The organism is Streptomyces sp. NPDC002790 (genome assembly GCF_040295505.1).
Classification (GTDB): Bacteria; Actinomycetota; Actinomycetes; order Streptomycetales; family Streptomycetaceae; genus Streptomyces.
Genome location: NZ_JBEOVM010000149.1, coordinates 1 through 12947, shown reverse-complemented (window position 1 = coordinate 12947; position 12947 = coordinate 1). Strand labels below are relative to the sequence as shown.

General features: G+C 69.5%; 13 protein-coding genes. 3 read left to right on the top strand and 10 right to left on the bottom strand.

Annotation, left to right across the window (positions count from 1 at the left end; genetic code table 11):
* Positions 1 to 270: 270 nt before the first annotated feature.
* A complete protein-coding gene (locus ABT004_RS33630; RefSeq protein WP_351344639.1) occupies positions 271 to 711 on the bottom strand; it encodes a hypothetical protein in 441 nt (146 codons plus the stop codon).
* 190 nt (positions 712 to 901) lie between these two features.
* Here ABT004_RS33630 and ABT004_RS33625 point away from each other — a divergent pair, with 190 nt between their 5' ends.
* Positions 902 to 1114, top strand: a complete 213-nt coding sequence (locus ABT004_RS33625; RefSeq protein ID WP_351344636.1) for a hypothetical protein — start codon at positions 902 to 904, stop codon at positions 1112 to 1114.
* Positions 1115 to 1123: 9 nt separating this feature from the next.
* Here ABT004_RS33625 and ABT004_RS33620 read toward each other — a convergent pair whose 3' ends face one another.
* The 8 genes from ABT004_RS33620 to ABT004_RS33585 form a co-directional block, all read right to left on the bottom strand.
* The gene (locus ABT004_RS33620; protein WP_351344633.1) at positions 1124 to 2860 is read right to left on the bottom strand and encodes a relaxase/mobilization nuclease domain-containing protein; all 1737 of its coding nucleotides are present in this window, start codon (positions 2858 to 2860) and stop codon (positions 1124 to 1126) included.
* Positions 2857 to 3144 carry a MobC domain-containing protein gene (locus ABT004_RS33615; protein ID WP_351344630.1) on the bottom strand — a complete coding sequence of 96 codons (288 nt, stop codon included), beginning with the start codon at positions 3142 to 3144 and terminating at the stop codon, positions 2857 to 2859. The genes ABT004_RS33620 and ABT004_RS33615 overlap by 4 nt, the downstream gene beginning before the upstream one ends.
* Positions 3145 to 3470: 326 nt before the next feature.
* Positions 3471 to 3680 (bottom strand): hypothetical protein, encoded by a 210-nt coding sequence (locus ABT004_RS33610; RefSeq protein WP_502966981.1) that lies wholly within the window; start codon positions 3678 to 3680, stop codon positions 3471 to 3473.
* Positions 3681 to 3801: 121 nt separating this feature from the next.
* On the bottom strand, positions 3802 to 3993 hold the full coding sequence (locus ABT004_RS33605) for a hypothetical protein (RefSeq protein ID WP_351344625.1): 192 nt from the start codon (positions 3991 to 3993) through the stop codon (positions 3802 to 3804).
* The gene (locus ABT004_RS33600) at positions 3990 to 5723 is read right to left on the bottom strand and encodes a hypothetical protein (protein ID WP_351344622.1); all 1734 of its coding nucleotides are present in this window, start codon (positions 5721 to 5723) and stop codon (positions 3990 to 3992) included. The genes ABT004_RS33605 and ABT004_RS33600 overlap by 4 nt, the downstream gene beginning before the upstream one ends.
* Positions 5720 to 6340, bottom strand: coding sequence for a WhiB family transcriptional regulator (locus ABT004_RS33595; protein WP_351344620.1), 621 nt, complete (start codon positions 6338 to 6340; stop codon positions 5720 to 5722). The genes ABT004_RS33600 and ABT004_RS33595 overlap by 4 nt, the downstream gene beginning before the upstream one ends.
* Positions 6341 to 6486: 146 nt before the next feature.
* Positions 6487 to 7173 carry a zinc finger domain-containing protein gene (locus tag ABT004_RS33590; RefSeq protein ID WP_351344617.1) on the bottom strand — a complete coding sequence of 229 codons (687 nt, stop codon included), beginning with the start codon at positions 7171 to 7173 and terminating at the stop codon, positions 6487 to 6489.
* A 5-nt stretch (positions 7174 to 7178) separates the two neighbouring features.
* Entirely contained in the window at positions 7179 to 8105 is a 927-nt protein-coding gene (locus ABT004_RS33585) for a helix-turn-helix domain-containing protein (protein WP_351344614.1), read from the bottom strand.
* A 1179-nt stretch (positions 8106 to 9284) separates the two neighbouring features.
* On the opposite strand from ABT004_RS33585, the gene ABT004_RS33580 reads away from it, so the two are divergent.
* Complete coding sequence (locus tag ABT004_RS33580; protein WP_351344642.1) at positions 9285 to 10559, top strand: helix-turn-helix transcriptional regulator; 1275 nt, start codon at positions 9285 to 9287, stop codon at positions 10557 to 10559.
* A 100-nt stretch (positions 10560 to 10659) separates the two neighbouring features.
* A complete protein-coding gene (locus tag ABT004_RS33575; RefSeq protein ID WP_351344611.1) occupies positions 10660 to 11067 on the top strand; it encodes an acyl-CoA thioesterase in 408 nt (135 codons plus the stop codon).
* A 135-nt stretch (positions 11068 to 11202) separates the two neighbouring features.
* Here the strand turns inward: ABT004_RS33575 and ABT004_RS33570 are convergent, their stop codons facing one another.
* Positions 11203 to 12537 (bottom strand): NsdA family TPR-like regulatory protein, encoded by a 1335-nt coding sequence (locus ABT004_RS33570; RefSeq protein WP_351344608.1) that lies wholly within the window; start codon positions 12535 to 12537, stop codon positions 11203 to 11205.
* Positions 12538 to 12947 lie beyond the last annotated feature (410 nt).

Below are 12947 nucleotides of genomic sequence, written 5' to 3'. Positions count from 1 at the left end.
AGCCGCTGGTTCAGCTGAGTTGACGACAGCGGCACCGACGCCGAGGGCGTGCCGCCGTCCCGGTGCGCGGGGGCGGAGGAGTCGGCGGACTCGGCTGGGCCGGCGCAACCGGTCAGGGCGAGGACGGTGCAGACGGCGCTGAGGCCGAGGAGGGTCGTGGTGGAACGGCGCATGCGGAAACCCCTTGGTGATGCGAGACGGATGGTCTGACCGGATCGGCCCTCCGGGTGCCGATGAACGCAGGGGTAGGGGAAGGGGGTTTCGCGGAGTTCAGTGGCCGAGGTGACGCAGGCCGTCTTGGAGGGTGGGGTGGAAGTGGTCGACCGGACCGGAGTTGCGGTTGTACCAGGCTGTGTCCAGTCGGGTCTCCTGCGCCTCGTGGCCGGCCTCGCAGCGCAGCCACACCGAGTCGTCGCGCATGTTGAAGACGATCCAGTTCCGGTACGCACCGCAGTGGCACGCGTGGATCTCGCCGTCGATGACGAGCGGCAGGTCCCAGCGCATCATGAAGCCCGAGACGTCCTGGCGGTTCGGTGCCCGGAACTCCGGCGGCAGGAAGTCGGGCACCACCGTGGCGTCGGTCGGTGCGGTCGGTGCCGGCGCAGCGGCCGGGACGGGAGCCTCGGGCCACTCGGTGTGCATGGCCAGCAGCGCCTGTCCGGCTCGCTGGGCGTCACGGAAATCTCGGTCCGCTCGGTTGCGTCGGAACATGCCGTCTCCATCTCTGTCGTCGCCTGCACGAGGAGAGTGCCGTAAGTCGCTGACCTGCTGCAACTCTAGAATTCGTGAACTCGGACGGGAGATTCCGAGTGCTGGCTTCCGCGACGCGGAGAGGGCCGGCCACTTCATTACAGGTGCGTTGCATCCCGTATCGGCGGACGCGCTGCGGCGTTGTCCGGGTATGCCCAGCTCCTCTTCGTCCGTCTCGCCGCAGCTGCGCGGCTCCTACTGGATGGACTCGCCGTTCTTGTCGCATTCTCCTGGCTGTGCGTGCGGCGGCACGCGCGAGGTGACGTCGGCGCCCGCTCGTCGGCGAGTCCCGGCCGCGCGCACCGTCATGCTGTGCATTGCGGGCGCCACGGTGGCCGTCGCGGTGGTCGCCGTCCTGGTCTGAAGACCGTTCTCACCGTTGGTGCTCGCGTGCGCTGTCGGTCGCCGTACCGGGCCTGCGGGGCGGCGTGGTGCGCGTCTGCCCGCGGCGCGTTGCCGCTGCCGTTCGCTTGGCCTGGCTGGGAGGCGTCGTGGAAGCGTCAGCGGGCAGGTCTGCCGTTCGCCGTAGTCGCCACACGAGGACATCACTGATCGACTCGGCGGTGTCCAGCTCCCGTCGCTCGGCGGCCTCGGCCAGGAGCGCGGCCGGATCGTGCCCGGCGTTCTCGACGTCGGCGAGCGTGGCGGCCAGGGCGTACCAGCCCGGCTCGGCGAGGACCTGCTCGGCCAGATCCGGCACCGCCCGGCGAAGGTAGGCCGTCTGCCTCCGCAGCAGGGGCTGGGACAGGCTCCGGCCGCGCTGGTGCATGGGGCCCAGATACATCGGTGCGGCGGCCTGGTACGCGGCGTGCAAATGCTCGGCGGCCTGGCGGGCAGCAGCGGCCTGCTGGGCGTGCTCCTTCTTCCCGTGCCAGTGCGCGGCGGCGAGGACGAAGAAGATGGCCATGTCGATCAGCATGGCGGTGGTGGCGCCGTCCTCCCCGCGGCCGAGCGCAGTTCCGCCGTGGACGAGGTCGCGAGCAGCCTGCCGCAAGGCGCGGTCGTGGCCCCGCTCGGCTCGGATGTGGGAGCGGGAGGCCCGCTCGAACGCCCAGGCGGCTTCTCGCAGTTCACGGCGGGTGTGTGCGGCCGAGGTCTTGGCCAGCGCGTCGAGCATCTCGCCGCCCGCGGCGATCAGCGCGGAGACCAGTCCGTCGTCGCCCTGGTCGATGATGAGTACGGCCTGCCAGGACGCCGACGTCGCCTGGCGGCGGGCGGTCGCGGGAGTGACCCGCGGCGATCCGGCCGACCGATCCGTTTCGGGGCCGTCAGCGGCATCGCTGGCCCAGCGTTCACGGATGCGAGGCAGAGAGAGGTCGGGGGCGAGTTTCGAGCCGGGATAGAACACCGGCACGCCGTCCTTGTTGAGGTCGTCGGTGAGCGCGACCTTGTAGCCGAGGAGATCGCCGGAGGGAGCGACGCGCTTTTCGATCAGGACGCCGGCAGCGGTCAGGCGGTCGAAGAACTCTCCTTCGCTCTGTACGCCGGCGGCAGCTCGGCGCACCGCTTCGCGCAGCTCCTCACGAGCCGTCCGCTTCCGGCCCTGACGTTCGGCCTTATGGCGCTCGGCACTGGTGGGCCTCTTCGCCGCGGTGCCGTCCCCCGGATTGACCCGCTGCAAGTCGTATTCGACTTCAAGGAGACGGGCCTCGGCGTGGGCGCGTTTCCCGGAGTAATGGTGGTTGGGGCGGCGGCCGTCCTCGCGGACGAGGGTCGCGATGATGTGGATGTGGTCATCGGCATGGCGGACGGCTGCCCAGCGGCAGCCCGCCCCGTCGCCCGGGTCGATGCCGGTCGCGGCCACCATGCGGCGCGCAATGTCTGCCCACTCCTCGTCGGACAGGACGCGATCCTCGACGGCGTTGCGAACGGACAGATGCCACACGTGCTTCTCAGGGCGCTGGTCGGGGGCGAGGAGCTGCAAGGGCTGGTCGAGGAGCTGCTGGAGGTCCCGCTTCGTCGCGCCCGGATCGCGACCGGGGTCGGGGGCCATGCCGTCGAAGGAGGCGACCAGGTGAGGGTCGATGTGCTCCTCGCGAGTGCCCTTGCCGTAGAGGTAGTTGAGCAGGCCGAGGGTCTCGCTGCCCTGCTTGTGCACCTTGGGGATCAAGCCGCCTCGCCCACCTGCCGGTTGGCGACCCGGTCAGCGGCCACCTGCACCGACCTGGCCGCCCGCTGAATGTCGGCGATGACCGTCGCCAGGTGGGGAACCTCGCCTCCGGTGTTGAGGGCCTTGGCGACCTGGTTGAGATTGCTGCCGGCCCAGCCGAGCTGTCGGCGCGCAGCGAACAGCTCGGTGAGCACGTCACGTTCGGTGGCGATGGCCACAGCGGTGCGCGACTGATCACGTGACATGGCCAGGCCGGAGTACGCGAGGAAGCCCGCCGTGCTCATACCGACAGCATCTGCACCCCCTTGGATGAGGGCGTGCTCGGTTTGATTGAGGCGGACGCTGTGGGCGCGACGCTGCTTCTTGTCGCGCGGGCGCGACTTGCCCTTGGCCCGCCCGGAACGGGTAGGCCCTGGCTGCGATCCGCCCTCGGTCGCAGCCTTCCCGACCTGCGCCCCCTGGCGCTGGTCGGGCCCCGCCACCCCTGGGGCGGGGACAGGTTCGGACACTCCCCCCTCGGGGGAGTGTCCGAACCTACAACTTGCTTGCGCTGAGGTCGAGTTGGGTTCCGGCTCATCGGGCGTGGGAGCGGGGTTTGTTGTCGGGTTCGTCATCGGGTGTGGTTCCTCGTGGTGCGGATGTGGTGCTGGATCTCGGCGGCCAGGTCGACCATGGCGGTCGCGCCGTCGAGGACGCGGACGGGCGCGTCGGGGTGGTGCTGGACGAGCCACTGGCCGGTGGGGGCCAGGACGGCTGCGTGCAGCAGTTGGTGGCGCACGAGCACTTCGGCCCAGGCGCCGGCCTCGGCGGACGAAGGCATGCGCGTACGTGGGTAACGGGCAGGAATGACGATCCCTCCGTGGTAGGAGCGGTGGCCCGACCGCGGCCGGGCCACCATGCGGAATGCGGGTTCACGCGCTTCACCTGCTGCTTCGCAGCTGTCAGCCGCACTCGGGACAGCGGGCGAGGTGCGTGTTCAGGGCCCGCGCCATGTTGCGCTTCACCGAGACGGCGTTCTTCCATCTGGTCTTGGCCGGAGCCGAGCCCTGGTGGCGCTCGGCGTGGCCGCGCAGGAAGCTGACGTCCCGCTCGAACTCGGCCCGGATGGCATCGAACCTGCGGCAGGTCTTCATCGAGTCGCACTCCTTGTCACGGTGCCCGCCTCGTCCCGCAGCAGCTGCAGGAGACGCGTGAGGTTCTCGTTTCGGCCGCCCGCGAGGTTCAGGGCGCGCAGGATCTCCCGCAGCTGGGGACGGGTGATGACCGCATTCCCGTCACGCTCTAGCAGCGCGGGTATGCGGGGACGCACCAGCTCGGCCGTCTCTGCGAGACTCAGCTGCTTGCGCCGAGGACGCTTGGCCTTACCGCCACCCGGCCGACTCCGCTGGCCCTTCGGCTTTGGCTTCGGCTTCCGACGCCCGGGGACGGTGTGGGGACGGTCCCCTTCGGTCTCCGTCCCCGTTTCGGTGTGGGGGTGTTCGCGGTCCCCGTTGTCGTTGGGGACGGTGTGGGGACGGTCCCCTTCGGTCTCCGTCCCCGTTTCGGTGTCCGGGTGTTCGCGGCCCTCGTCGTCGTTGGGGACGGCTGCCGGGGACGGTCCCGTATCCCCCTGAGCGCCACCTTCGTGGGCTTCTACGGCACTGCCGTCCACGTCGGCGTCAGCCTTTTCGGCCCTGGCGGGCACGTCGTCTCGGTCCCCGATCGGCGCCACTGTGCCCTTGCTAACCAGTCCCGAGCCGAGCTTATGGACGCGGTCCCCGTTGTCGTTGGGGACGGTATGGGGACGGTCCCCTTCGGTCTCCGTCCCCGTCCCCGATTCCGCACGGTCCCCGTCCCCGACGGTTTGGGGACCGTCGTTGAGGACCGGCCGATCGACGTTCCCTTCGTCAGGCGGCAGGATCATCGGGGACGGGGACGGGGACGGGGACGGGGACGGGGACGGGGACGGGGACGGGGACGGGGACGGGGACGGGGACGGGGACGGGGACGGCTCCTCGCGTGCGGCGTCCTGGCCGTGCGCGTCCTGCTCCCAGGGCGAGGGCAGATCGATGGTGGCGAGGGCTACCGCGTGCCGGCGGGCGGCCAACTGCTCCAGGAGAGCCCGACGCTGCTGAGCATCGGTGCCGACCCCGGCTCGGGCGAGCGCCGACTGGAGGCGACGGGCGATCCTGGTGTCCTTCTCGCGATCCGCTGGCGACATTGCGGCCAACTGCGCGGCCAGTCCCACTGCCCGCAGCGTGGCGCGGTCCTTCGTGATCTGCGCCGCATTCCGGTTGCGGGTCGCGACCCCCAGGCGGGACAGGAGCCGTTCCCGGGCTTCGCGTCCGAGCGTGGCCAGGAGCCCCTGCGAGGCGGCGTCCGGCTTGTGCAGCCGCAGCTCGATGCCCATCGCCTGGTGCCAGAGCACAGCTGCCATGACCGGGCCGACGAAGGCCCGCACAGTGCCGCCCACCGCGCCCGACTCGGCGTACGCCGGGACAATCTGCACTCCGGTGATCACCCAGACCAGGGCACCGGACAGGCCGGGCGCTCCCAAGGTCTTCAGATTCTGACGCGCCATCAGTGCGGTCGCGAACAGCGCGACCTCGCCCGCGCTGAACAGCATCGCCCGTTCGACCGTGCCGGCCGTGTCGAGATAGTCGGCGGCAAAGCGCCAGCTGGTGTCGGCGGAGTAGACGGTGCAGTTGAGGGCGGCGAGGGCCGAGACCCAGACCGCGGGGGTGCCGACGCGCTGGCCGTCCGCCCGGTTCCGGTTACGCCGGATCGACCAGCCAGCGAGCGCGAGGGCGAGCAGCCCGACGGCCGCGACCACGTAGACGGGCTCTATGCCGTAGGGCAGGGACATGGCGATGGGGTGTGTCATGCGGCCTTTCGGAGGGCGGCGATCAGGGAGTCGGTCTGCGCCTGGCGGGGCACCTGCACCGGCGAGGCGTCGTCGTCCTCGGTGGTCTCGTCGGCCGGCTCGGTCTCGTCGGCCTGGCCCCAGTAGCGGTCGCGGTCGGCGACGGCGTGTGCGGCATTGCGCATCAGGTCGCGCGCCCAGTCCAGGTCGAGACGCAGCGTGTGCGCGAGGCGTTCGGGGCTCCAGCCGCGGACGTAGGCGTGGCGGGTGACGGCCTCGCGCTCGGCGTCGCTGAGGTGGACATCGCGCCCTGCGAAGGCGGCCTTCACCCGGGCGTAGTCCAGGCGCTTGGCTACCTTGCGGTGCCAGGGGCGGCGCTCAGCTTCGGTGAGCCCGCCCCACATGCCGTGGCGGATCTCGTTGTCGAGGGCGTAGTCGAAGCACGCCTTCTTCACCGGGCACCTGCCGCAGATCGACTTGGCCTCGTCGATCGCCGCGCGGTTGCGGGCGGCGTGGAAGAACAGCTCGTCGATGTCCGCGGCCGGCATGTTGTGGCACAGGCCGCGGGCCTGCCAGCTGTGGTCGGCGATGCCCCGGATGGTCGGGGTCGGGGTGGTGTTGGCGGTGATGTTGCGCAAGGCAGTCTCCGGAGGGCGCCTCGGCCGGCGCGGTTCGCTCTGCACCGGTGATGGCGGGGTGCGGCGGGCGCGGCGAGGCGGGCTCGGGGTACGGCGGCGGGCCGTACCGCATGGCGGAACGTTTCTGTGGAGATGTGGCGGCCCGGTCAGGCAGGTAGGGCCTGGGCTTGAGCGGCCAGGGCGTCCTCGACGCGGCCCGGGTGCGGCTCGATGCGCGGTTTGGTGTTCCGGTTGCGGACACCGCCACCGCTGCGTTCGCGGCAGGGCTCGCCCTTCGGGGCGCTGCACCTCTGGCAAGGGACGCTGAAGATGTCGGGCCCGCCGGCGGCGATGGCGGCTTCGCGGGCGGCGCGGGCCGGGCGGAAGGGTGCCAGTTCGGCTCGTACGGCGTCCGGGACGTAGGTACCGACGGCCTTGAGCATCTTCTTCAGGCCGGGGTGGGGTTCCCCGGTCGTCACCCCGCGGTGCGGTGTCGGCGCGATCCGCCCGGTCACGACGGCGTCGCGGGTCGCGACAAGCTCCGCCCGCCAGGCTTTCGGGTCGTCGGGGTCGGCCATCGGCGTCGGATCGGTGTGCCGGCCCAGCCGGTCGCGGTAATGGGCGGACCACTCGCGGGCCACGTCGGCGGGCAGGATCGGGTACGGGGAGGCGACGATGCGCTTGCGCACCACGTCGCGCACATCCCAGCCCTGAGCGGTGGTCGCGGGAACGTCGCCGAGCAGCTCGTGCCAGGAGTCCAGCTGCGATCGAGCCTCAGCCTCGTCGGTGCGGATCAGGCGCGGGTCAAGGCGCCCTGCGAAGGCGATTACGGCAGCAACTTCACGTCGGATCATGGTAGTTACTCCGTTCCAGTCGGTTCGTCGATGGCGGCGAGGAGAGCGGCGGTATGCCGGTCGGCCTTGCTCATGCCGGCCTGCGAGGCCGGGCCGCCGCCAGGCAGGGCGTAGAGGTTCGGGCGCTGGAATGTGGGGGTGTGCTCGCGGTCGATCCAGGACCGCCAGTCGGCAGCCCAGGCAGCGGCGGAGCGCGGGCCGTAGGCGGCGCGGTAGTGGCGCCACTTCGCGTCGGCGGCCTGCAGGCCCTGCTCGCCGAGGCGATCCAGGTGTCCCTGCTGCTGAGCCCAGGACAGGCTCGCGTCATCGACCTGCCAGTCGGTGGCCGAGGTGAGGTCGGCAGCACTACTGCTGCTGTACCTACGGTTCACCTTCGGTTCACTACTACAGTTCTGGGGGTCAGATTTTGACCCGGAGGGGGGCCCGTTTCTGACCCGGGGAGGGGTCAGATTCTGACGAGGGGGAGCAGATTTTGACCCGGCCAGTTTCTGACGCCGGGGGCCCGATTCTGACCCGGCGATGAACCAGATGCGGTGCTTGCGCAGCAGCTCCTTGTCCAGGTCCTTCAGGTCAGGAGCAGGGTCGGCACCCGTCAGGGGTTCGACGTCCTCGACGCGCAGGTCAGGATCGGCCTTCAGGGCAGCCGCGACCTTCGCGAGCCAGGCGGCTGGGCGCGGCATGCGGTAGACCGTGCTGTGCTGCGGGCCCTCGTACTCGGCGCAGATCTCCAGCTCACCGGCGTCCACCAGCAGAGCCAGCGAGGTACGCACGGCGTTGCGACTCGCATGCGTCCGCTCCATCAGATCGGTCACGGAGGCGTACGCGACGCACTGGGCGTCGGGGATCCGGTCGGCGATCGACAGCAGGACCAGGCGGGCGGTGCCGCGGCTGGTGCTGCTCTCCCACGTCCACTTGCGTGCCTGCCCGCTCATCGAAGCACCGCCGTCTTCAGGCGCGTGTCGGTGGCCGGCTGCGGCGCGATGGCGCCTGGCGGTATCTGGGGCGACGAGGGGCGGATCGGGTGGGTGGCTGCCGCGCTGGCCGGGGACACCGGCCTTTTGCGCAGGGCAGGCGGCATGTAAGACTCTCCTCCGTAGTGAAACCCGCAACCGGGGTGCCCGTGGAAAGGTCCGGTGCGGTGAAGGTGGGTAATCTCCGCGCCCTTGCCGGGGCTGGAGTGCCATCTAGCGTCCGGCGTCCGGGAGTTACCGCTCCCTGGGCGCCGTCGCTGTTTTCGGGGCTATGCCGCTCGGTTGGATTGCGCGTTCTGCATATGGCTCCTTATGCCGTCTGAGGCCGGGCGGGGTGCCCGGCGGGGGACGACGAACATATGCAGGGTCTGCGTCAAGATCCAGACCTTGCTAAAGGACTCTCTACAAGTCGCCTGGGTGGGCGTCGGCACCTGCGCCTGCGGGTGGAGGCGGCGGGTGGGCGCGTGGACGGCACCATGATCGCTCCGGTCGATGCGGAGATGATCTTCACGGTGCCCCCCAAGTCTCGGCCGCACGTTTTGTTGAACGTGCTGGCCAGAGCGATTTAAGCCAAGCCCACGTAGGGGCGTCAACGGTGATCTTTTGCCCGATTTAACTGGATACGTCGCCGCTGTGCGATGCCGCGGCGTAGCCGGTTACGGAACCGTAAGTTCCCTTCATAGAAAGGGGCGTGAAGTTTATCGATCTTGAATTCGGAAGACCTTGCGGAGAGGTCTAGACCTCAGTCAGAGGGGCTCGACCAAAAGCGGCAACGTTTTGCCGATTTCCGGCAGGCGAACCTAGGGCTGCTCGACGAGATGTCCGGTTCGCGTTCGAACGTGCCCATGTGGTACGCGTTGAAGCTGTTCGATTTTTGACGACATCGGGAGGCCCTCGTTGTGGGGCGGGCCACACCTGTCCGTGATCGCTTTTCGATTGCGTATGGTTTTCCAGTGGGGGGTCTTGGGCCGGGGCCCAGTGCGCACGTGCTGGACTCTCTAAAACGCCCGGGAAAGTAAGTCCCTCGAAGGCGAAGGTAGGTTTCGCGTGGTCGCGCAAGAAAGGGACCACGGCACCAACGACGGTGCAGTGGAAGGAAATTCGATAACGGGCCGAGAGCAGCAGCTGCCCGGGCAGTACATGGGCTTCGGTGCGCTGCTCCGTCGGTGGAGGAAGACTGCCCATGTGACCCAGGCGAGGGCCGCCCGTGCCCTGGGCATGGGCGAGCGCACCTATCGCAAGATCGAGAAGGGTGCAACGCCGCCCCGACTCACCCCCGCGCAGTGCGACTCGCTGTCCGATGTCCTGGGCCTGGACGTCGAGGAGCGCCACGCGCTCATGCTGTACAACATCGGCAGCAACCTGATCCCGCCCCGCGGCGCCGCCCAGCCACAGCTGCAGAGGGCGCTGCGCCTGCTCATCGACCGGCAAATGCCCAGCCCGGCCTACCTGTGCGATCAGCACTGGAACATCCTCGGCTTCAATTCGGCCATGGCGGAGTGGTGGCCGTGGGTGATGGAGCCCGGGGCGAACCTGATCCGGTGGGCACTCACCTCGGCGGAGGCCCGCACCCAGTACCAGGACTGGGATCTGCACGCCCACGCCTACGTGAAGATGCTGAAGTTCGCCCAGGCGACCAAGCCCGATGACACAGCCCTGCGCGAGTTGATCGAACAGATCAAGAAGGATCCGGACGCCCGACACGTCTGGGACACCGAGCAAGACATGGGCGAGACCCGCGACGGACACACATTCCGGATGAACGTCCCCGCGCTCGACTGGGAGACCGTCGAAGTCGTCAGCCACGTCCTCTACCCGGCCTCCATGCCCGAAGCACGCTTCGTCGTGATCACCTGGGTCGAGGGCGGCGAGGAGGAGTGGGACGCGCTCGGAGGCGTCCGCAACGCCTGGGCAGGCGCATCCGCCGACGCGGCCGACGTGGAGGCGGCGCAGCGCCACACCCAGCATCGCGTGGCCGAGGACGCTGCCACCCGCTGGCGGCGCGAGGTTGCGGCACTCGCCTCGCGGAAGGTGGTCAGCACGGCCGACGAGGCAGCACTGCTGGCCGGTGACAACGGTGTCCTCATGCCCGCTATCAGCAGGCTCGTGGGCCCCACTGCCCACCTCACCCTGGACACTGCCCGCCGCACCGTCATCTGGGCGGTCGAGGAAGCTGCCGGCCTGTGGTCGGTCACCCGGGTATCACCCGCCACGGTGATCGCCCGAGTGCCTCGGGACGCCATCACCGACGAGTGCCTCTCCGAGCTGCACAGCCTGGTTCGCGTCGCACTGCCGGCCGACGAAGACGCGGCAATGTCCCGCATCACTCAGCTGCTCCACGATCGGGCCACGGAGCAGCGCGTCTTGCGTGAAGTCCAGGCCATGATCGCGGGTGGGTCTGACAACCCTCGGTGACTGAGGAGCAGAGCTAGCGCGACGCTCGCGTGCAGGGCCGGCGATCCGGCGGCCCTGCACCACCCACGGCAATCCAGCAAGCCCCAAAGGAAGACTCTCCATGCCTGCGTTTACATACTCGCTTCCGCTGCGCTGGTCCGATCAGGACAGCTACGGACACATCAACAACAGCTGCTTCCTCACGTACCTCGAAGAGGCACGTACGAGGATGGTTCAGGACTTGCTGCCGGCCGAGGAGGCCGAACGGCGACGGCACGCGTTCGTGGTCCAGCAGTCAGTGATCGACTACAAGAAGCCGCTGGACTACCGGGATGAGCCCGTCAGCGTGGATGTCTGGGTCGTCGCCTGTCGGGGCGCGCGACTGGAGCTGGGGTACGCCATCCGGGACGCTTCCACCACGTACGCCGAGGCCACAACCAAGATGGCCGCTTACAACCTGGAGACGGTTGCGCCGCGGCGCATCTCCGAGGTCGAGACCGACTTCTTCGCTCGCTACAAGGCGGCCTGATCTGCCACCCGGGGACGGCACAGAGACCCGTAAGCAAGGCGGCTCGGCCTTCGGGATGCTCGATGTTCGTAGCCTCGGTGGACCTGAAGAATCCGTCGGACGGGCCCTCGTCGTAGGACTAGTGCGGCGCTGGACCTACGGGAGGGATGCCGCGCGTGCCCGGAGGATCTGCGCTTCGGGTAGGTCAGGGAAGCGGCGAAGACGCACGCGCATGTCCTGGATGGCGGCGCGGACTTTGACGGAGTGAACACCGTCGGCGAAGTCAAGGAATTCTGACCAGGTGGTCATGGCACCGTCCACATTGCCTTGGCGAAGGCGTACGCCTCCGAGGTCAGCCAAGACGATGGCGCGGGTGCGGCGCCGGTCAAGGCCGTGGATGTCAAGGGCAAGGTGAAGGTGTTCTTCGGCGGCCGTGAGATCGCCGAGGCGAGTGTGGATCATGCCGGTTTCGTGGGCCCAGCGGCCGGGCGAGTAGTGCGCTGCCCAGGAGTCGCCGGAACCGGTGGCGGGCTTGCTGATGGCGCTCGCGGCGAGGGCGAGGTGCCGAGTGGCCAGGGTGCGGTCGTCGTCCTGGGCGGCGGCGTTGGCGAGGGTCGCGTTGTAGTACGCCACGGCTCGCGGGTTTTGCAGCGCCCGGCCGTAGTTGACGCAGGCTTCGCTGAGCTGGACAGCCTCGGCGCGGTAGCCGAGATCGATGCACTGCACGGCCAGCCCGCGGAGGGCAGTGCCAGCCAGTTCTGGATCGCCGGCCTCGTCCGCGAGCCCGTAGGCGTGAGCGTAGTAGCCCTGGGCGATGCCTTGGAGTTCAGGAGTGTCGCCCTCGTCTTGCGCCATCCAGCCTGCGAGGTGGGCGAGCTGGGACGCGGCGGCGAACAACGCCCTACCCGTGGCTTCGGTGTACTTGCCGTTCAGCCAGGGTGCGACGTCTTCGGTGAGGTAGCGCACGGTGAGGTGGCGGGCGTGGCCGCCGCCGAGTTCGGAGGCGGAGTCGCCGAGCGTTCTGACCATGATCTTGATGGCTTCGACCTCGCCGCGGCCGACCCGTACGGTGCCGCCCGCAGCGCCGGCGACGCGACGGGTGATGCTTTCAGGGTCGGGCAGGCCGAGGGCCGCGAGAGCGTAGCCGCTGGACGCGGTGAGGAAGTGCCGGCGGTCCACGTCGAGGTCTGTCCTTCCCAACTCGATGACTGAGGCCACGGTATCGGCGTAAGTCAGCGCTGGTGCGGAGGATTGACGGATGGTGGTCACGTCCGGGGCGAGATCGAGGACTCGGGCGACGTGGGGCCACCAGTAGTCGGGCGTGCGTTCGCCGGTCATCCACTTGCGGGCGTACTGCCGGGCGATGCGGCGCGGCCCGCTGCCCTCGTCCTCGCCGACGGCTCGGGCCAGGTCAGTGGGGCCCCAACGGCGTTCCTCGCAAGCCGCGCGGATCAGGTTTGCGATGGCTTGGGCATGCGGCCTACTCGTCATCTCGTCACCCCAACCCTGGGTTACGCGGGCCTACGCAGGACTACATCCTTCCCCCTGCCGGGGTTCCGCGCCCCGCGCTTGACTGAACATCGTCCGCTTCGAACTCGGGTTCTCCAACGTGAAGTTGGCCGAGGGCGGCTCCGGTACTCGACAGTGCGCGGTCGTCGGATCCCGGAGCCTTTCACCCGAGCGGGCGGAGGGGGCCTCCCGCGTCGGTGCGGGTGGCCCCAAGGCTGGCGGGGCCGGTGGTGAGCAGCCACCGGCCTGCTGCGGCCGGCGCGAAACGACGGGACGAGAGGAGGCCAGCGATGTCGTACGACCACTGAACCCGAGAGGTACAGGGGCGGGGGGGGCCCCCGGGGGGGCCCCCCCCCCCGGGGGGACCGCCCGGGCCACGTATTTTATGAGGA

What these genes read in the sequence shown, in the direction of transcription:
- ABT004_RS33630 (WP_351344639.1), bottom strand. Translation starts at nt 711, where the DNA reads ATGTTCCGACGCAACCGAGCGGACCGAGATTTCCGTGACGCCCAGCGA.
- ABT004_RS33625 (WP_351344636.1), top strand. Translation starts at nt 902, where the DNA reads ATGCCCAGCTCCTCTTCGTCCGTCTCGCCGCAGCTGCGCGGCTCCTAC.
- ABT004_RS33615 (WP_351344630.1), bottom strand. Translation starts at nt 3,144, where the DNA reads ATGAGCACGGCGGGCTTCCTCGCGTACTCCGGCCTGGCCATGTCACGT.
- ABT004_RS33610 (WP_502966981.1), bottom strand. Translation starts at nt 3,680, where the DNA reads ATGCCTTCGTCCGCCGAGGCCGGCGCCTGGGCCGAAGTGCTCGTGCGC.
- ABT004_RS33605 (WP_351344625.1), bottom strand. Translation starts at nt 3,993, where the DNA reads ATGAAGACCTGCCGCAGGTTCGATGCCATCCGGGCCGAGTTCGAGCGG.
- ABT004_RS33600 (WP_351344622.1), bottom strand. Translation starts at nt 5,723, where the DNA reads ATGACACACCCCATCGCCATGTCCCTGCCCTACGGCATAGAGCCCGTC.
- ABT004_RS33590 (WP_351344617.1), bottom strand. Translation starts at nt 7,173, where the DNA reads ATGATCCGACGTGAAGTTGCTGCCGTAATCGCCTTCGCAGGGCGCCTT.
- ABT004_RS33585 (WP_351344614.1), bottom strand. Translation starts at nt 8,105, where the DNA reads ATGAGCGGGCAGGCACGCAAGTGGACGTGGGAGAGCAGCACCAGCCGC.
- ABT004_RS33580 (WP_351344642.1), top strand. Translation starts at nt 9,285, where the DNA reads ATGGGCTTCGGTGCGCTGCTCCGTCGGTGGAGGAAGACTGCCCATGTG.
- ABT004_RS33575 (WP_351344611.1), top strand. Translation starts at nt 10,660, where the DNA reads ATGCCTGCGTTTACATACTCGCTTCCGCTGCGCTGGTCCGATCAGGAC.
- ABT004_RS33570 (WP_351344608.1), bottom strand. Translation starts at nt 12,537, where the DNA reads ATGACGAGTAGGCCGCATGCCCAAGCCATCGCAAACCTGATCCGCGCG.